This window comes from Kitasatospora sp. NPDC086009 (assembly GCF_044540385.1).
Lineage (GTDB): Bacteria > Actinomycetota > Actinomycetes > Streptomycetales > Streptomycetaceae > Kitasatospora.
This window is the reverse complement of record NZ_JBITSA010000009.1, coordinates 278,486-294,327: the sequence shown is the minus strand read 5'-3', so window position 1 is coordinate 294,327 and position 15,842 is coordinate 278,486. Positions and strand designations below refer to the sequence as shown.

General features: G+C 74.2%; 18 protein-coding genes. 4 read left to right on the top strand and 14 right to left on the bottom strand.

All coding sequences use genetic code 11. The annotated features are described in order from the left end of the window. Positions 1 to 117: 117 nt before the first annotated feature. Entirely contained in the window at positions 118 to 1,161 is a 1,044-nt protein-coding gene (locus ACIF6L_RS22960) for a zinc-dependent alcohol dehydrogenase family protein (RefSeq protein WP_329490129.1), read from the bottom strand. 159 nt (positions 1,162 to 1,320) lie between these two features. On the opposite strand from ACIF6L_RS22960, the gene ACIF6L_RS22955 reads away from it, so the two are divergent. Then, the gene (locus ACIF6L_RS22955) at positions 1,321 to 2,316 is read left to right on the top strand and encodes a DEDDh family exonuclease (RefSeq protein WP_329490128.1); all 996 of its coding nucleotides are present in this window, start codon (positions 1,321 to 1,323) and stop codon (positions 2,314 to 2,316) included. Positions 2,317 to 2,347: 31 nt separating this feature from the next. Beyond that, positions 2,348 to 3,148 carry an SURF1 family protein gene (locus ACIF6L_RS22950; RefSeq protein WP_396490081.1) on the top strand — a complete coding sequence of 267 codons (801 nt, stop codon included), beginning with the start codon at positions 2,348 to 2,350 and terminating at the stop codon, positions 3,146 to 3,148. Between the two features lie 8 nt (positions 3,149 to 3,156). On the opposite strand, the gene ACIF6L_RS22945 is transcribed toward ACIF6L_RS22950, so the two are convergent. Beyond that, positions 3,157 to 3,489: a thioredoxin domain-containing protein gene (locus ACIF6L_RS22945; protein WP_329490126.1), complete on the bottom strand. Its 333-nt coding sequence runs from the start codon at positions 3,487 to 3,489 to the stop codon at positions 3,157 to 3,159. Continuing rightward, the gene (locus ACIF6L_RS22940; RefSeq protein ID WP_329490125.1) at positions 3,490 to 3,915 is read right to left on the bottom strand and encodes a MerR family transcriptional regulator; all 426 of its coding nucleotides are present in this window, start codon (positions 3,913 to 3,915) and stop codon (positions 3,490 to 3,492) included. Positions 3,916 to 4,093: 178 nt separating this feature from the next. Here ACIF6L_RS22940 and ACIF6L_RS22935 point away from each other — a divergent pair, with 178 nt between their 5' ends. Further along, positions 4,094 to 4,864 (top strand): SDR family oxidoreductase, encoded by a 771-nt coding sequence (locus ACIF6L_RS22935; RefSeq protein ID WP_396490078.1) that lies wholly within the window; start codon positions 4,094 to 4,096, stop codon positions 4,862 to 4,864. Positions 4,865 to 4,892: 28 nt separating this feature from the next. On the opposite strand, the gene ACIF6L_RS22930 is transcribed toward ACIF6L_RS22935, so the two are convergent. From ACIF6L_RS22930 to ACIF6L_RS22890, 9 genes are all read right to left on the bottom strand, one after another. Next, a complete protein-coding gene (locus tag ACIF6L_RS22930) occupies positions 4,893 to 5,534 on the bottom strand; it encodes an alkaline shock response membrane anchor protein AmaP (RefSeq protein WP_329490123.1) in 642 nt (213 codons plus the stop codon). Positions 5,535 to 5,613: 79 nt separating this feature from the next. After that, positions 5,614 to 6,228: a DUF6286 domain-containing protein gene (locus ACIF6L_RS22925; protein ID WP_396490077.1), complete on the bottom strand. Its 615-nt coding sequence runs from the start codon at positions 6,226 to 6,228 to the stop codon at positions 5,614 to 5,616. 296 nt (positions 6,229 to 6,524) lie between these two features. Further along, positions 6,525 to 6,914, bottom strand: a complete 390-nt coding sequence (locus ACIF6L_RS22920; protein ID WP_359804354.1) for a hypothetical protein — start codon at positions 6,912 to 6,914, stop codon at positions 6,525 to 6,527. Next, complete coding sequence (locus ACIF6L_RS22915; RefSeq protein WP_329490120.1) at positions 6,914 to 7,105, bottom strand: hypothetical protein; 192 nt, start codon at positions 7,103 to 7,105, stop codon at positions 6,914 to 6,916. The genes ACIF6L_RS22920 and ACIF6L_RS22915 overlap by 1 nt, the downstream gene beginning before the upstream one ends. A 42-nt stretch (positions 7,106 to 7,147) precedes the next feature. After that, positions 7,148 to 7,654 (bottom strand): Asp23/Gls24 family envelope stress response protein, encoded by a 507-nt coding sequence (locus ACIF6L_RS22910; RefSeq protein WP_359834588.1) that lies wholly within the window; start codon positions 7,652 to 7,654, stop codon positions 7,148 to 7,150. A 165-nt stretch (positions 7,655 to 7,819) separates the two neighbouring features. After that, complete coding sequence (locus tag ACIF6L_RS22905; protein ID WP_352288345.1) at positions 7,820 to 8,626, bottom strand: enoyl-CoA hydratase/isomerase family protein; 807 nt, start codon at positions 8,624 to 8,626, stop codon at positions 7,820 to 7,822. Positions 8,627 to 8,857: 231 nt separating this feature from the next. Further along, complete coding sequence (locus tag ACIF6L_RS22900; RefSeq protein ID WP_049658450.1) at positions 8,858 to 9,091, bottom strand: helix-turn-helix domain-containing protein; 234 nt, start codon at positions 9,089 to 9,091, stop codon at positions 8,858 to 8,860. 361 nt (positions 9,092 to 9,452) lie between these two features. After that, the gene (locus tag ACIF6L_RS22895; protein WP_329490117.1) at positions 9,453 to 11,051 is read right to left on the bottom strand and encodes an ABC-F family ATP-binding cassette domain-containing protein; all 1,599 of its coding nucleotides are present in this window, start codon (positions 11,049 to 11,051) and stop codon (positions 9,453 to 9,455) included. Positions 11,052 to 11,253: 202 nt separating this feature from the next. Next, positions 11,254 to 12,183: a hypothetical protein gene (locus ACIF6L_RS22890; RefSeq protein WP_329490116.1), complete on the bottom strand. Its 930-nt coding sequence runs from the start codon at positions 12,181 to 12,183 to the stop codon at positions 11,254 to 11,256. Positions 12,184 to 12,536: 353 nt separating this feature from the next. On the opposite strand from ACIF6L_RS22890, the gene ACIF6L_RS22885 reads away from it, so the two are divergent. Further along, complete coding sequence (locus tag ACIF6L_RS22885; protein WP_396490074.1) at positions 12,537 to 13,781, top strand: glycoside hydrolase family 26 protein; 1,245 nt, start codon at positions 12,537 to 12,539, stop codon at positions 13,779 to 13,781. 34 nt (positions 13,782 to 13,815) lie between these two features. Here ACIF6L_RS22885 and ACIF6L_RS22880 read toward each other — a convergent pair whose 3' ends face one another. Then, positions 13,816 to 14,979, bottom strand: a complete 1,164-nt coding sequence (locus ACIF6L_RS22880) for a GNAT family N-acetyltransferase (protein ID WP_396490072.1) — start codon at positions 14,977 to 14,979, stop codon at positions 13,816 to 13,818. Continuing rightward, positions 14,976 to 15,788, bottom strand: coding sequence for a Wzz/FepE/Etk N-terminal domain-containing protein (locus tag ACIF6L_RS22875; RefSeq protein WP_396490070.1), 813 nt, complete (start codon positions 15,786 to 15,788; stop codon positions 14,976 to 14,978). The genes ACIF6L_RS22880 and ACIF6L_RS22875 overlap by 4 nt, the downstream gene beginning before the upstream one ends. Positions 15,789 to 15,842 lie beyond the last annotated feature (54 nt).

Sequence of the window (15,842 nt, the reverse complement as noted above, 5' to 3'; positions counted from 1 at the left end):
GCCATCCGTTCACCCGCTCGCGCTAGTCAATTGGCCGAAAACCATCACTCCCCGACCACGGGAAGGGCGGCACCGATGTGCGGTGCCGCCCTTCGTGGAGCCTGTGGTGACGATGCGTCAGAAAGCGATCCGTACCTTCAGCGCGGAGCGGTCGTCCATCGCCCGGTAGCCGTCCGGGACACCGTCCAGGTCGACGGTGCGGTCGAAGACCAGGCCGGGCTCGATGGCGCCGGAGAGGACGTCCGGCAGCAGCTCGGGGATGTACGCGCGGGCCGGCGCGACTCCGCCCCTGAGCGAAACGTTTCGGCCGAACATCTGGCCGATGTCCACGCCGGCGCTACCGCCGTGCGGGACTCCGACGTACCCGACCGCGCCGCCGTCCCGGGCGATCGAGATCGCGGTCCGCATCGACTCCTCGGTGCCGACGGCCTCCAGCACGGCGTGCGCGCCCTGTCCCCCGGTCAGCTCCTTGACCGCCTCGATCGCCGCCTCGCCGCGCTCGGCGACCACGTCCGTCGCCCCGAAGCGCCGGGCCAGGTCGGTACGGGCGGTGTGCCGGCCGAGCGCGATGATCCGGCCCGCGCCGAGCCGGTGCGCCGCCAGGACGCCGCACAGGCCGACCGCGCCGTCGCCGACCACCGCGACGGTGGCACCGGCGCGCACGCCCGCCGTGACGGCCGCGTGGTGGCCGGTGGCCATCACGTCGGAGAGGGCGAGCAGGTTCGGCAGCAGCTTCTCGTCGCCCGCCGCCTCGCCGGGCAGCCGCACCAGGGTGCCGTCGGCGAACGGCACGCGCACGGCCTCGCCCTGGCCGCCGTCCGAGCCGACCTCGCCCCAGAAGCCGCCGTGCGGGCAGGAGGTCTGCAGGCCCTCGCGACAGAAGTCACACGTGCCGTCCGACCAGACGAACGGGGCGACCACGAAGTCGCCCGGGCGCACGTCGCGGACCTCGGTGCCGACCTCCTCGACCACGCCGAGGAACTCGTGCCCGATCCGCTGCCCGGCCGTCCGCGCCGCCACGCCCCGGTAGGCCCAGAGGTCGCTGCCGCAGATACAGGCGTTCACCACGCGCACCACGGCATCGGTCGGGCGTTGGATCACCGGGTCCGGCACCTCCTCGATCCGGATGTCGTTCGGGCCGTGGATCACGGTGGCGCGCATGGGGGATTCGTCCTTCGCAGAGACGGCCGCGTGAGGGTGTGGTGCGGCCGGGGGATATTCGACTGGGTGTACGACGAATACGCGTCCCACTCTATTCCGGCCGACCGGTACGAACATTTCGGCCGAGCCCGGTCGCGACGGCGCTTATTCTGTTTGACCATGCATGCGATCCAGCCCGAGACGAACGGCGCGCCGCGGACCGTCCCCGTCCCCGCCCAGCGCTCCGCCGCCCCCGACGAGGGCTTCGCGGTGGTCGACGTCGAGACCACCGGGCTCGGCCGCTCGGACCGCGTCATCTCGGCCGGCCTCTACCAGCTGGACGCCGACGGGGAGGTCACCGACCACTGGTACACGCTGGTCAACCCCGGCCGCGATCCCGGCCCGGTCTGGATCCACGGCCTCACCGACGACGTGCTGGCGGGCGCGCCCACCTTCCCGGAGATCGCCGACGAGTTCGCCGAGCGGCTGCGCGGCCGGGTGATGGTCGCCCACAACGCGCTCTTCGACTGGAACATGATCTCCCGCGAGTTCTCCCGGGCCGGCCTGCGCGCCCCGGTGGACCAGCGGCTCTGCACCATGGTCCTCTCCCGCGACCTGCGGCTGCCGCTGCCCAACGGCAAGCTGGCCTCGCTCGCGGCGTACTTCGGCGTCCGCCAGCGCCAGGCGCACAACGCCCTCGACGACGCCCGGGTGCTGGCCGAGGCGTTCCGGCCCAGCCTGCACCTGGCCCGCTCGGGGGGCGTCCCACTGCCGCTGCAGACCTGTGTGGCCGTCACCGACCTCGGCGCGGAGGAGCCCGCCTCCCCCGCCCGCGGCTCCTGGACCGGCGCCTCCTACCGGCAGGCCAGGAAGCGCCCGCCGTGCCCCTACCCGAACCCGGGACGCTGGGAGGACGGCAAGCCGCTGGTGCAGGGCATGCGGGTGGCGTTCACCGGCGACACCGCGACCGACCGCGAGGTGCTGGAGGACCGCGCGGTGGAGGCCGGCCTGCACATCGCCTCCTCGGTGAGCCGGCTCACCAGCCTGCTGGTCACCAACGAGCCGGGGGGCTGGAGCGGCAAGGCCCGCAAGGCCCGCGAGGTCGGCACGCCGGTCCTCGGCGAGGACGCCTTCCTGCATCTGCTGCGCGAGGTCGCCCCGCACCCCGGTGCGTGATCCGGTTGTGAGGTGGGCGTACCGTGCCCGTGTGTACCGTTTTCTGCTCTCGCGGCGCTGGGTGATCACGCTGCTGATCGCCCTGCTGCTGATCCCCACCACCATCCGGCTGGGGTTCTGGCAGCTGCACCGCCACGAGGCACGCGTGGCCCGCAACGAGCTCATCGCCCAGGCACTCACCGACCGGCCGGTCCCGTTCGACACGCTGTCGGGCTCGCCCGGCTTCACCGTCCCCAAGGACCTCACCTGGCGGACGGTGACGGCGACCGGGGAGTACGACCCGGCGCACGAGTTCGTGGTCCGCAAGCGGACCGGTTCCGGCGGGGACAAGATCGGCTACTTCGTCGTCACCCCGCTCCGGCTCTCCGACGGCAAGGGCAGCGTCCTGGTCAACCGCGGCTGGGTGGCGTCCGGCGGCTCCGCCACCGAGTACCCGCAGGTGCCGGCCGCGCCGGCCGGGGAGGTCACCCTCACCGGCCGCCTGCGCGCCGACGAGACCGCGGCCGGCAGCGGCATCCGGGACCGGGCCGGCCTGCCGGACCGGCAGTTCAACCTGATCAGCACCGAGCAGCAGGCCGGCGAGACCGGCGCCACCCTGCTCGGCGGCTACCTGGAGCTCACCGTCACCACCCCGGCCCCGGCCGACCAGCCCGAGCTGCTGCCCGAGCCCAACCACTCCGACATCGGCCCGCACATGGCGTACGCGGTCCAGTGGTGGCTGTTCACGGCGATGATCCCGGTCGGCTTCTGGGTGATGGTGCGCCGCGAGGCCAAGGACCGCGCCAAGGAGGCCGCCGAGGCCGAGGTGGAGCAGGAGAGCGTGCCGGCGTAGCCCGCGAGTTACAGCACGTCCTCCAGTTCGCGCAGCAGCCGCACCTTGGCCCGGGCGCCGACCATGGACTTCACCGGCTCACCGCCCCGGAAGACCATCAGTGTCGGCATCGACAGGACCCCGTACGCGGCCTGGGTCTGCGGATTGTGGTCCACGTCCACGGTGACCACCGTGAGCCGGTGCGCCTGCTCCTTCGCGATGTCGGCCAGCACCGGCACCATCTGGCGGCACGGCGGGCACCAGTCCGCCGTGAACTCCACCAGGACCGGCCCTTCGGCCCCCAGCACCTCGGTCGCGAACGTGTCGTCCGTGACCTCCGGCACTCCAGCGATCTTCCCCATCTACCGCTCCTCCCACTCGACTGCCAACTCACACTGCGGCGTCTGCCAGGCGGCCTCGGCCGCCAGCTCGTCACGGGCCTGCTCGGCCCGGGCGAACTGCTCGGCCACCTGCGTACGGACCTCCTGGAGCCGGGTGATGCACTCGTCCAGCTCGGCCAGCTTGCGCCGGTAGACCTCCAACGAGGCCGGGCAGGAGTCCCCCTCCGGGTGGCCCGCCCGCAGGCACTCGACGAACGGGCGGGTCTCCTCCAGTTCGAAACCGAAGTCCTGGAGCGTGCGGATCTGCTTCAGCAGCCGCAGATCGTCCTCGCCGTACGCGCGGTAGCCGTTGCCGGCCCGTCGGGCGGGTAAGAGCCCGAGCTGCTCGTAGTACCGCAGCGCCCGGGTGGTCGTCCCCGCCCGCTCCGCCAGCTCACCGATCCGCATGACCGCACCCGTTCCTTCCGACCGCCGTTCGAACGCCGTCGGGTACGACGGTAGACCTTGACGCGGGCGTCAAGGCCAGCTCCCGGACGCAGTCGGCCGAAACTCGCCGCCGCCCCGGGCCGCGGCGGCCGCCGTGCCCCCTACCCCGCCGCTCCCCCGACCCGGCAGGATGGGAGCCATGGATCTTGGACTGAAGGACACGGTGTACGTGGTCACCGGCGCCACCCGGGGCCTCGGCCTGGCGGCCGCCCGCGAGCTCGCCGGCGACGGCGCCCGGGTGCTGGTCAGCGGGCGGAACAAGGAGTCCGTCGACGCGGCGGTGGCCGAGCTCGACGCCCTCGGCGGCAGCGGCGCGGCGCACGGCCTGGTCGCCGACAACGCGGACCCGGAGACCGCCGGGCGGCTGCTCGGCGCGGCCGTGGAGCGCTTCGGCCGGCTGGACGGCGTGCTGATCAGCGTCGGCGGCCCGCCGCCCGGCCCGGTGAGCGCCGCCCCCGAGGAGGCCTGGCGCGGCGCCTTCGAGTCGGTCTTCCTCGGCGCCCTGCGGCTGGCCCGGGCCGCGGCCGAGGCGCTCGGCGAGGGCGGTGTGATCGGCTTCGTGCTCTCCGGTTCGGTCCGCGAGCCGATCCCCGGCCTGGGCATCTCCAACGGGCTGCGGCCGGGCCTGGCGATGGCCGCCAAGTCGCTCGCCGACGAGCTGGGCCCGCGCGGGATCCGGGTGGTCGGCCTGCTCCCGGCCAGGATCGACACCGACCGGGTCCGCGAACTGGACGCCCTCGGCGGCGACCCCGCCGCCGCCCGGGCCCGCAACAGCGCCGGCATCCCGCTCCGCCGCTACGGCACCCCGGCGGAGTTCGGGAAGGTCGCCGCCTTCGCGCTCTCCCCCGCCGCCTCCTATCTGACCGGTGTGATGATCCCGGTCGACGGCGGCGCCCTGCGCGGGCTCTGAGCCACCCGCCGGAGCCGGTCGCGGGCGGCTAGTCGACCCGCGGACGCCGGCGCCGGCCGCCGCGCCCGCGCGCGGCGGCCGGCTTCGCCGCCTGCACCCGCACCCGGAGTTCGGCGGGCAGCTCGGCCAGGCCGAGGCTGGCGCGGGCGTCACCGCGCGGGCCGGTCTCGAAGTGCTCCACCAGCTCCGCCGGATCACCGCCCGGGGTCAGCCGCACGGCCGCCCGCAGCCGCTGCCGACCGGAGCCCCGCAGCAGCCGGACGCTGACCCGTTCGACCTCCGGAAGGGCCACCGTCCCGGTCTCCAGCGCCTCCTCCAGGGCCCGGGTGCGCAGCCGCAGCCGCAGTCCGCCCACCCCCGGCGTGGGGAGGACGACGGTCGCCGGGCCGCTGCGGCGCAGCTGGGCGAAGAGCCACCAGCCGGTACCGAGGACGACCAGGACCAGCCCGGCGGTCACGGCCGGCCACCACCACGTCTCGTCGGACCAGCGGGTCCGCGAGCTGGAGCTGACCACCGGCTGGTCCGGCGAGGTGAGCGGCCACCGGCTCGGCGGGTCCACCCCCAGCCGTGCGTAGAGGTCGAGCCCGCCGGCCAGCACCAGCAGGCCGACCGCCAGCAGCAGCACGGCGGCGGCGCCCAGCAGCACCCGGTTGACGGTGGACCGACTCACCGCACCATCACCACCCCTCCTCGTCCGACCTTCACCCGCGTGTCCGTCCTCCGCCGCCCGGCTCCGGGCGGTGTCCCGCTCATCCGACCCCGCCGACCCCGTCGGCCGCCGGCGTGCCCGGGACCGCCGCGGCGCCGTCCGGCGGCCCGGGCACGGCGCCGTCGCCCGCGCCGCCCCCGCCCCGCTTCGCCCGGACGTCGAGGCGCAGCGGCCGGGCCAGGCTGATCTTCCCGAGCTCCGCGCGCAGCTGTCGCTGCACCGAGGCCGGGTCGGCCGGGCCCGTGAGCACCGCCTTCACCCGGCGGCGGTTGACCCGGACGGTGAGGTGCTCGATGCCCGGCAGTCCGGCCGCCCGGTCGTGCAGGAGGGTGCCGACGCCGGCGCGGTCGATGGCGGCGGAGGTCCCGCCGAGCGGGCGCAGCGGCAGCCAGCGGCGCAGCCCGGGGGCGAGGGCGAGCCAGAGCAGCCAGGCCCCGAGCAGGACGGCCGCCCCGGCGCCGACGAGCACCCAGGGGTCGTCCAGGTGGCGGGTGGCCAGTTCGTCCGCGACCTCGGCCCGCCAGCGGCGGGCGGCGTGCCCGGTGCGCACGGCGATCACGTCGTAGAGCAGTGCGGCGCCGACCACCAGCACGACGGTGGCGACGACTACGGCGGCGACCGTGCGGGGGGCCCGCAGCCGGGGCACCTTGACCATGACCGGCTCGGGCTCGCCGGCCTCCGGCGGGAGAGCACTCGCCCCACTCAAACCCGGCGGCGACGACCCCGGCGGGACAGCGCCCGACCCACCCGAACCAGGCGGCGACGACCCCGGCGGGAGAGCACCCGACCCACCCGAACCAGGCGGCGACGACCCCGGCGGGACAGCGCCCGACCCACCCGAACCAGGCGGCGACGACCCCGGCGGGACAGCGCCCGACCCACCCGAACCAGGCGGCGACGACCCCGGCGGGACAGCGCCCGGCGCAACGGCGTCCGGTGTCGGCCCGGTCGTCACCGCGGCCCCCCGGTGACCAGTCGTTCGACGACCACCACCACCTCGCCGACCCGCGTCCCGGTCAGACCGCCGACCTGCGCGGCGATCCGCTCCCGGACGGCCCGGGCGAGCGCGGCGAGGTCGGCGGGGAACGGCAGCTCGACGGAGACCCGGACGGTGACGGTGCTGCCCGGCACGGCGACCGAGACCTTCGGCGGCGCACCCCGCTCCGTCCGGCCGCGCCACGCGTCGTCGAGCGCCTCACGGGCGGCCCGGGCGGCGATCCGGGCGTAGACCCGGTCGGCCACCCGCAGCCGCCCGCGGACGCCGGGCTCGCGGCGGCGGGCGGCGGGGGTGACCGCGGTGGTGGAGGTGGCCGAGGTGGCAGGGGTGACGGGGGACGCCATCAGCGGCGCCGGTCGCGGCCGCGCAGCAGGTCACCGAGATCACCGATCTCGATGTCGCCCTCCAGCAGGCGCCCGACCACGAAGCCGACCACGCCCAGCGCGGCCACCAGCAGGAACGCCGCGAAGCCGCCGAAATAGCCGGCGAAGCCGAGGGCCATACCCACCACCAGGCCGACAATGGCCAGGTTCATCCGCTACTCCTCGTCTTCCACTGCTGCTGTCCCCCGACGGGGCTACTTCAACTTGGGCCGCTGTCCGGAGGGGACGCTCTCCTCTTCCTCCTCCTCGACGTCCGGCTCGTCGGGCAGATGGACGTCGTTGACCGCGATGTTGACCTCGACGACCTCCAGGCCGGTCATCCGCTCCACCGCGTCGATGATGTTCTCCCGTACCTGACGGGCCAGTTCGGGGATGACCACGCCGTACTCGACGACCAGGGCGATGTCGATGGCGGTCTGCTTCTCCCCCACCTCGGCCTTGATCCCTCGCCCGACGGCGGACTTGCCGCCGGGCACCCGGTCGCGCATCGCGCCGAAGGTCCGGGACAGGCCGGAGCCGAGGGCGTGGATGCCGGACACCTCGCGGGCGGCCATACCGGCGATCTTCTCGACCACACCGACGGCCAGGGCGGTACGGCCGCGGTCGGTCACCCCCCGGCCGGTGTCGGCCGCCGGGGCGACCGGTCCGGGCGCGGCGGACGGGCTCTTGTGCATGGTGGCGGGCGTCGGAGTGTCAGGCATGGGTGGTTCTCCCGTCGTACGGCTCCAGCTATATCGCAAATCGCTCCAACTCTGGCATTTCGCCACGATTCGCGCCCCCGGAGCGGCGACCGGGGGAGCCGCGACGCCGAAGGCCCGGCTCCGGGGGCGGTCCCCCGGAGCCGGGCCTTCGGCGTGCTCGTGCGGTCAGTCGCCGATGCCGGCCAGATCGCGCAGGCGGCGAGCCTGTGCCGCCCGTTCGGCCGAACGCTGCTCGTCGTACGAGCGTCCGCCCGCACCCTGGAGCAGCGCCTTGGTCTCGATGACGGCGCTGCGCGGGGCGGCGAGCAGCGCGGCGGCGAGGTCGCGGGCGGCGGCGTCCAGCTCCGCGCCGGGGACGGCCAGGTTGGCCAGCCCGATCGCGGTGGCCTCCTCGGCGCCGACCCAGCGGCCGGTCGCGCAGATCTCCAGCGCCCGGGCGTAGCCGACGAGCTCGGTGAGCGGCTTGGTACCGGCCAGGTCGGGGACGAGACCGAGCGAGGTCTCCTTCATGGCGAACCGGGCGTCGTCGGCGACCACGCGCAGGTCGCAGCCGAGGGCGAGCTGGAAGCCGGCGCCGACGGCGTGGCCCTGGACGGCGGCGATCGTGACCACGTCGGGCCGGCGCCACCAGGAGAAGGCCTCCTGGTAGTACGCGATGGTGTCGTCGAGGTCCTTGTCCTCGGCGGCGGCCAGCTGGAGGAAGGTGACCTCGCCGGGGATCCCCTCGGGGGTGAACATCGCGCGGTCCAGGCCGGCCGAGAAGGAGAGGCCCTCGGCGCGCAGGAGCACCACCCGGACGGCGCCGGGCAGCTCCCGGCCGACTGCGGCCAGCGCGCGCCACATCGCGGGCGACTGGGCGTTGCGCCGTTCGGGCTGACAGAGGGTGACGACGGCGAGTTCGCCGTCGATCTCCAGGCGGACGCCGTCCTGCTCCCAGCTCGGGGCCTGCGGGTCGGTGGCGGGGGCGGTCATGCGGGGACCTCCGGTGGCGAGGGACTTGGCTACCGGAGAGTAACAAAACTGGGCGCGCTGCGGCAGGGCAGCGGCGCCCAGTGTTTCGGACGGGTCCGGGCCGGGCCCGGACGGACGGCGGCGGGCATGACGATCGGCGGCCGGTTCGCTCCGACCGGAGGCGGACGACCGACGTCGTCCATCCGGCCCGCGCCCTGCCGCCGAGTCATCCGTCGAAGAACTGACGGACCGTCAGGAGCTGGCTCCAGCAGTAGCTTTGTTCTTGCCCCGCGTGGCACCGCCGCGGCCCCGGAGGATCACTCCGGACTCGCTCAGCATCCGGTGCACGAAGCCGTACGAGCGACCGGTCTCCTCCGCGAGAGCGCGAATGCTCGCCCCGGAGTCGTACTTCTTCTTGAGATCGGCCGCGAGCTTCTCACGCGCGGCACCGGTCACCCGGCTGCCCTTTTTCAGAGTCTCGGCCACCCGTGCCTCCTCGTAGCGTTGCTCGGTCAGATTCCCATGATCACCCATCCACAGCCTCCTGGCCACCCATTCGACAAGGTCGATGCCGGGAATGCGCGTTCCGTCGGTGGTGATCCGAGCGCACAAGGGCGCTCACGCAGAGTGCACGCCCCCGGGGCGATACCGCCATTCGGCGCGAAAGAGCTGATCAGCAGCGTCGGCCCGACCACGATCGAGTGGCGGGCCGACGGAAGCTTCTCAAACGGAATCCCGGACCTCTTCATTCCCGGACACGCCGTAAGTACTAGTCTTTCTGGTCCGAAAAGTGGACGAGGCGTCTACTCCAGGCCGGCGGAGGCCGGGCCGGATCAAGGGAGCCGGATCAGGCGAGCGAGACCAGGTCGTTGTAGGCCGGGCTCCAGAGGTCCTCCACGCCGTCCGGCAGCAGGATGATCCGCTCCGGCTGGAGCGCGTCGACCGCGCCCTCGTCGTGGGTCACCAGCACGACCGCGCCGCTGAACTCGCGCAGCGCGCCCAGGATCTCCTCGCGGCTGGCCGGGTCGAGGTTGTTGGTGGGCTCGTCGAGCAGCAGCACGTTGGCACTGGAGACCACCAGCGAGGCCAGCGCCAGCCTGGTCTTCTCACCACCGGAGAGCACCCCGGCCGGCTTGTCGACGTCGTCGCCGGAGAACAGGAAGGAGCCGAGGATCTTGCGGATCTGGACCAGGTCGGTGTCGGGCGCCGAGGAGCGCATGTTCTCCAGCACCGTGCGCTCCGGGTCCAGGGTCTCGTGCTCCTGGGCGTAGTAGCCGATCTTCAGGCCGTGGCCCGGGATCACCTCGCCGGTGTCCGGCTTCTCCACCCCGGCCAGCATCCGCAGCAGGGTGGTCTTGCCCGCGCCGTTGAGGCCCAGCACCACGACCCGCGAGCCGCGGTCGATGGCCAGGTCCACGCCGGTGAAGATCTCCAGCGAGCCGTAGGACTTGGAGAGGTCGGCGGCGGTCAGCGGGGTCTTCCCGCAGGGCGCCGGGTCCGGGAAGCGCAGCTTGGCGACCTTGTCGTTCAGCCGGACCTGCTCCAGGCCGGACAGCAGCTTCTCCGCACGGCGGGCCATGTTCTGCGCGGCCACCGTCTTGGTCGCCTTGGCACGCATCTTGTCGGCCTGCGCGTTCAGGGTCGCGGCCTTCTTCTCCGCGTTGGCCCGCTCGCGCTTGCGGCGCTTCTCGTCGTCCTCGCGCTGCTGCTGGTACTGCTTCCAGCCCATGTTGTAGACGTCGATCGCGGAGCGGTTGGCGTCCAGGTAGAAGACCTTGTTGACGACCGTCTCGACCAGCTCGACATCGTGCGAGATGACGATGAAGCCGCCCTTGTAGGTCTTCAGGAAGTCCCGCAGCCAGGCGATCGAGTCGGCGTCGAGGTGGTTGGTGGGCTCGTCGAGCAGCAGCACGTCGGAGTCCGAGAAGAGGATCCGGGCCAGCTCGACGCGGCGGCGCTGACCACCGGAGAGGGTGTGCAGCTGCTGTTCGAGGATGCGGTCCGGCAGGCCCAGCGCGGCGGCGATGGTGGCGGCCTCGGCCTCGGCTGCGTACCCGCCCTTGGTGAGGAACTCCGTCTCCAGGCGCGAGTACTTCTTCATCGCGTTGTCCCGGGTGGCGCCCTTGCCGTTCGCCATCCGCTCCTCGTTCTCGCGCATCTTCTTCAGCACGCTGTCGAGGCCGCGGGCGGAGAGGATGCGGTCCTTGGCGAGGACGTCGAGGTCACCGGTGCGCGGGTCCTGCGGGAGGTAGCCGACCTCACCGGAGCGGGTGACCGTGCCCGAGGCCGGCAGGCCCTCGCCGGCCAGCACCTTGGTGAGCGTGGTCTTCCCGGCGCCGTTGCGCCCGACCAGACCGATCCGGTCGCCCGGGGCGACCTTGAAGCTCGCGGACTCGATCAGGATGCGGGCACCGGCGCGCAGCTCAAGGGCGTTGGCGGAAATCATGGCTGGGACTACTCCTGGGACGTGGGCGGGCGCCTGGGCATGGCACAGGGCCGGGGCAGCGGAAGGGGGCGACGTCGGCAGACCGGCGGACCGCCCGGGGCGGCGCCGCTCGTCCGCTAGTGCCCGGAGAGAACAGCCATGACAGCAAGTCTACCGGGCCCCGTGACGGGGCCCGGAGGCTTTTACCGCCGGGGTACCGGTCTCAGGACTGCGGGGCGTCCTCCGCGGCGTCGCAGCTGCCCTGCGGGCGGACGGCGGCGAAGGGCTCGGCCGGGCTGCCGCAGGCCGCCTCGGGGGCCGCCGCCTGGGTGTCGAACACCTTGGGGCCGACGATCGGACCGTCCGAGATCAGCACCCGGCGGCCGTCCAGGGCCTTCAGCGACACCCCCGGGCCGGCGGCCAGCTGCCAGCCGGTGCTGTCCAGCCGGTAGCCGGTGATGCCGCCGGAGACCGGCTGGCCGGTGCTGTTGGCGCAGCTGCGCGGCACGAGCACCGCGAAGTCGGTGCCCACCGTGCGGGTCGGGTCGTAGACGCAGTTGCCGGCCGGCTTGGAGTTGTAGCGGAGGTCACCGTCGGCGTCGCGGAAGCCCATGGTCAGCTCGGGGGTGACCACGGCCACCCAGGGCGCGGACTGCTGGACGGTGTGCAGGGCCGCCGCGGCGCGCTCCCGCTGGAGCTGCCTGCGCTGCTCGTCGGTCCGCTTCTCGGCGCCCGGCTCGCCCTGGCCGCTCATCCAGTCCGCCAGGCCGGGTACCGCGCGGTGCCAGCGCACCTCGTGGTCACCGGGGCGCACCGAGGTGACCAGGCCGTCGTCCCAGACCACCACGGCGTTCTCGCCCGCCATCGCCAGGTACAGCGCGGTGGCGCCCTCCCGGCGGTAGGACCAGGCGGGCTCGCCGGTGTCCCGGTTGTAGGCCTCCAGGCCGGGGCCCACCTTCAGCTCCAGACCGTCCGCGCCCAACGACTGCGAGTTGACCGGGCTGGCGTCCGCGCCGCCCGGCCCGGCCACCCGGTCACCGAACGGCACCGGCTTGTTGGCATGCGCGGCCGCGCCCGCCACAAGGACCAGCAGGACCGCCAGGGCAGGGAGGATCGATCGGGGGGTGAGGACACGCAGCGGCTTCCAGGACACGGGCGGAGCGTACCTTTCGACACCGTCACGAGTCAGCCGGACCCGGCCGGACGGCGGGGCGGCGCGGGCGCGGCCGGCCGATTCGCGCCCTTCGCCGGATCCGCCCGCCCACCTGCGCCGTCGGACCCGCGGCCGCCCGGGAGGCGCTCTGGGCGGGCGGCCGCGGTACGGCCTCCAGGGCCGTCCGGACTGTTACAGAGGTGATACACGGCACGTTGCGGCAGACGGCGTTCGAATACCGCCCACTTTAGGGTGACATTCGGCTTTTCCGACGCCTGCGGGGCCTACTGTCTGCGAGCGGGGTATCACGGTCCGTCCCGCTGCCCCCGCCCCGTGACGCCGGAGGAGAGACCATGCGACTCGGCCGCCTGACGCTGGCTGCCGCCGCCCTGCTGATGCTGACCACCGCGAGCGTCCCCACCGGGACCCCGCTCAGCCAGACCGAACGGCACGCCCTCTCCTCGGACGCGTTCCAGCCCCGCGGCGCCGCCCCCCGGCCGGTCGTCCAGCGGCCGAGGCACGAGGCCCCGTTCGGCGCCTTCGTCGGCTCGTGGGACAAGTACATCCCCCAGCTGGGCCGCTACGCGCAGTGGCTGAACAACGCCAACGTGCAGGTCGGCCACACCTATCTGGCCGGCAACAGCTGGGCGGACGTCGAGGGCGAGCCGGTGGTGCTCGGCATGTGGTCGCAGTGGCGGCTGGCCGACCCCTCCCGGATGCTGATCCTCGGCGTCCCGATGCTGGTGCCCAGCGAGGCCGCCGTGCCGGACGGCGAGGTGGCCAAGCTGCTCGCCCAGGGCGCTCGGGGGGACTTCGACCGGCACTTCCTGCGGCTCGCCCGCCGGCTGGTGGCGCTCGGCGGGGCGGACACCGTGCTCACCCTCGGCTGGGAGATGAACGGCACCACCTACACCCACCGCTGCAAGCCCGACCCGACCGCCTGGAAGGCGTACTGGCGGCGGATCGTCTCCGTGATGCGCTCGGTGCCCGGTCAGCGGTTCCGCTTCGACTTCACCCCCAACCGGGGGCTGGACGCGATCCCGTGGACCAAGTGCTACCCCGGCGACGACGTGGTCGACATCATCGGCATGGACAGCTACGACCAGCCCGCCGGCGCCACCTTCGACGACTACGTCCGCGAGCCGTACGGGCTGCAGGACCAGGTCGAGTTCGCCGCCAAGCGCGGCAAGCCGGTCTCGTACCCGGAGTGGGGGCTGTTCCGCAACGGCGACAACCCGGAGTTCGTGCAGCGGATGGTGGAGTGGATCCGCACCCACGACACCAGCTACCAGACGGTCACCGACTACTGCCCGCACGGGTTCTGGCAGTGCGCGCAGAACCCGCGCTCCAGCAGCCGGTTCAAGCAGCTGATGGCCGGGTCCCAGGGGGCTCCGGTCACCGCTGTGCCGGCGCCCCCGGCGGTCACCCCGCAGCCGGGGGCCGCCGGGTCGGGCTCGCCGGGCACCTCGCCGGCCGCGGCCGCCTCCGGAACCCCCTCCGCACCGGCCTCGCCGTCCGCGCCACCGTCCTCCTCGCCCTCCACGCCGCCCTCACCGTCCGCCGCACCCGCGCCGGGCGGGCTGCCGGCCCGGCGCTGAAGGCGGGCGGCCGGCCCCGCAGGCGGGTCGGGGCTCAGCTCCGCCGGCGGGCCGCCAGCGCCTCCTTGAGCCTCGGCAGCCGGGTGCGCAGGACGTGCACCGCGACCTGCCGGGCCCGGACCGAGCCGGCCCGGGCGGCGGCCGCCGGCGCCGGCCCGCGCGGACCGAACAGCAGCCGCTGGTTGAACAGCTGGTCCGGCCGCCAGCGCTGCTTGTAGGGCTCCTGGCCGCGCAACAGGCTGAGCAGCGGGATCCCGGCGTCGACCGTCTCGTCCAGCGCCGCCCCGAACAGCAGACCGGCGATGTCCAGGCGCTCGCGCAGCCGGGGGTGCGCGCCGTACAGGTAGAGACCGCCGAAGGACGGGCAGAGCAGCAGCAGGTTCACCGCGACCAGCTCGCCGTCCAGCCAGTACTGGTGCACCGCGGCGCGGCCGGTGGCGACCAGGCCGGTGGTGGACTCGGCGAGGTGCCGGGCGAACCGCCCGGTGCGGTGCTCCGGGGTGACGCCGCGCTCGTGCCACTGCTCGAAGTGCAGTCGGAGCAGCCCCTCCAGGGCCTCGGGCACCTCCTCCGGGGGCGTCGAACGGACCTCGACCCCGGCCTCGGCGATCTTGCGGAGCTTCACCCGGCTGCGCTGGGCGGTCTTGCCGGGCACCCGCTTGAGCAACTGCTCCATCGGGACGGCCGGCAGGTACTGGCAGAGCGAGTCGCCGAAACGGCGCCGCCGGCCCCGCCACTGCTCGAAGACCCGCTGTACGGCCGCCTCGGGGTGCACCTCGCGCAGCTCCAGGCTGTGCCAGGGGCGGGTGAGCGGCAGGGCCGCGGCGAACTCGGCCGCCGCGCGATCGGCGCAGGAGTCGTCGAGCAGGATGTCGGTGAAGTCGATCAGCCCGTCGCCGAGGCCGGTCAGCCCGCCGAGCGGGCCGGGGCGCCGCCGGAACGCTCCCGCGCCGACCAGCCGGCCGTTCCGGCGGACCAGCAGGACCAGCAGGTCGCCCGGGCGGCCGTACTGGCGCCACCAGGAGCGCTGCCAGACCGCGGCCTGGAAGAAGGTGGCCGTCCGGCAGCGGGTGACCAGGTCGTCCCACTCCTCGGCGAGGACGTCCAGGGCATCGTCCTCGCGGTGCAGCTCGGTGGTCCAGCGGGGCGCGCCGGCCTGGGCGGGGAAACCGGTGGTGGCCGGCGCCTCGGTGCTCATCGACCGCTCCCGGCGGCGCTCTTCTCCTTGGCCGAGGCCTTCTCGGCGGGCGACTTCCCGCCGGCTGCCTTCCCGCCCGTGGGCTGCGCCGGGGCGGCCTGCTCGGGGACGGCCTGCCCGGTGCCGGGCCGCTCCGCCGCGGCCGGTTCGGCCGGGGCCTCGGCCGCCGCGGCCTCCTCGGCGCGCGGGCGCGGGGTGACCGGGGCGGCGGGCTCCGTGCCGGGCGTCGCCACGGCGGCCGGACCGGCCTCACCGCCCCGGCGGCGAGTCATCATGACCAGCGCGCCGATCAGCACCCCGGCGGCGGCGCCGACCGCGACGTCCAGCTGCGCGGACGGCGTGGTCGGCTTGTCGGGCTCGGCGGCGGGGGCCAGCGGGACCAGCCGGACGCCGGTCTCCTTGCTGCTGGTGTTGGCGAAGGCGACCAGCGACCGGGCGACCGCGTCGGCGGCCAGCACCGCCTCCCGGGGCCGCGCGCCGGTGCCGGTGATCTCGATCATCGGGGCGTCCGGGGAGGTGGTGCCGTGCACCAGGGTCTCCAGTTCGGTGCGGCTGTGCCCGGTCTCGGCGGCGGCGGCCGCGAGCACCTGGGGCTGACCGGCCAGCCGGCCGTACGCCTGGGCGAAGTTGATCGCCGAGGCGCTCTCCCCCTGGTTCTCCGGCACCACGATCACATAGGAGTTGGCGGCGTACGAGGGGTGCGCGACGACGGCGTACCCGGCGCCGGCGGCGGCGCCCAGCGGCACCGCGAGGACCACCGGCCACCAGCGGCGGGCCAGGCTGCGGACGCTTCGGCGCGGTTCGGACATGGGGTGCTCCTTGGATATGGGGGCCGCCCGGCCGGCGGCCCGGGGGTTCGGCGG

Coding starts and splice junctions, on each gene's coding strand:
- ACIF6L_RS22960 (WP_329490129.1), bottom strand. CDS start 1,161: ATGCGCGCCACCGTGATCCACGGCCCGAACGACATCCGGATCGAGGAG.
- ACIF6L_RS22880 (WP_396490072.1), bottom strand. CDS start 14,979: ATGAGCACCGAGGCGCCGGCCACCACCGGTTTCCCCGCCCAGGCCGGC.
- ACIF6L_RS22895 (WP_329490117.1), bottom strand. CDS start 11,051: ATGATTTCCGCCAACGCCCTTGAGCTGCGCGCCGGTGCCCGCATCCTG.
- ACIF6L_RS22945 (WP_329490126.1), bottom strand. CDS start 3,489: ATGGGGAAGATCGCTGGAGTGCCGGAGGTCACGGACGACACGTTCGCG.
- ACIF6L_RS22935 (WP_396490078.1), top strand. CDS start 4,094: ATGGATCTTGGACTGAAGGACACGGTGTACGTGGTCACCGGCGCCACC.
- ACIF6L_RS22875 (WP_396490070.1), bottom strand. CDS start 15,788: ATGTCCGAACCGCGCCGAAGCGTCCGCAGCCTGGCCCGCCGCTGGTGG.
- ACIF6L_RS22915 (WP_329490120.1), bottom strand. CDS start 7,105: ATGAACCTGGCCATTGTCGGCCTGGTGGTGGGTATGGCCCTCGGCTTC.
- ACIF6L_RS22885 (WP_396490074.1), top strand. CDS start 12,537: ATGCGACTCGGCCGCCTGACGCTGGCTGCCGCCGCCCTGCTGATGCTG.
- ACIF6L_RS22955 (WP_329490128.1), top strand. CDS start 1,321: ATGCATGCGATCCAGCCCGAGACGAACGGCGCGCCGCGGACCGTCCCC.
- ACIF6L_RS22940 (WP_329490125.1), bottom strand. CDS start 3,915: ATGCGGATCGGTGAGCTGGCGGAGCGGGCGGGGACGACCACCCGGGCG.
- ACIF6L_RS22920 (WP_359804354.1), bottom strand. CDS start 6,914: ATGGCGTCCCCCGTCACCCCTGCCACCTCGGCCACCTCCACCACCGCG.
- ACIF6L_RS22910 (WP_359834588.1), bottom strand. CDS start 7,654: ATGCCTGACACTCCGACGCCCGCCACCATGCACAAGAGCCCGTCCGCC.
- ACIF6L_RS22905 (WP_352288345.1), bottom strand. CDS start 8,626: ATGACCGCCCCCGCCACCGACCCGCAGGCCCCGAGCTGGGAGCAGGAC.
- ACIF6L_RS22925 (WP_396490077.1), bottom strand. CDS start 6,228: ATGGTCAAGGTGCCCCGGCTGCGGGCCCCCCGCACGGTCGCCGCCGTA.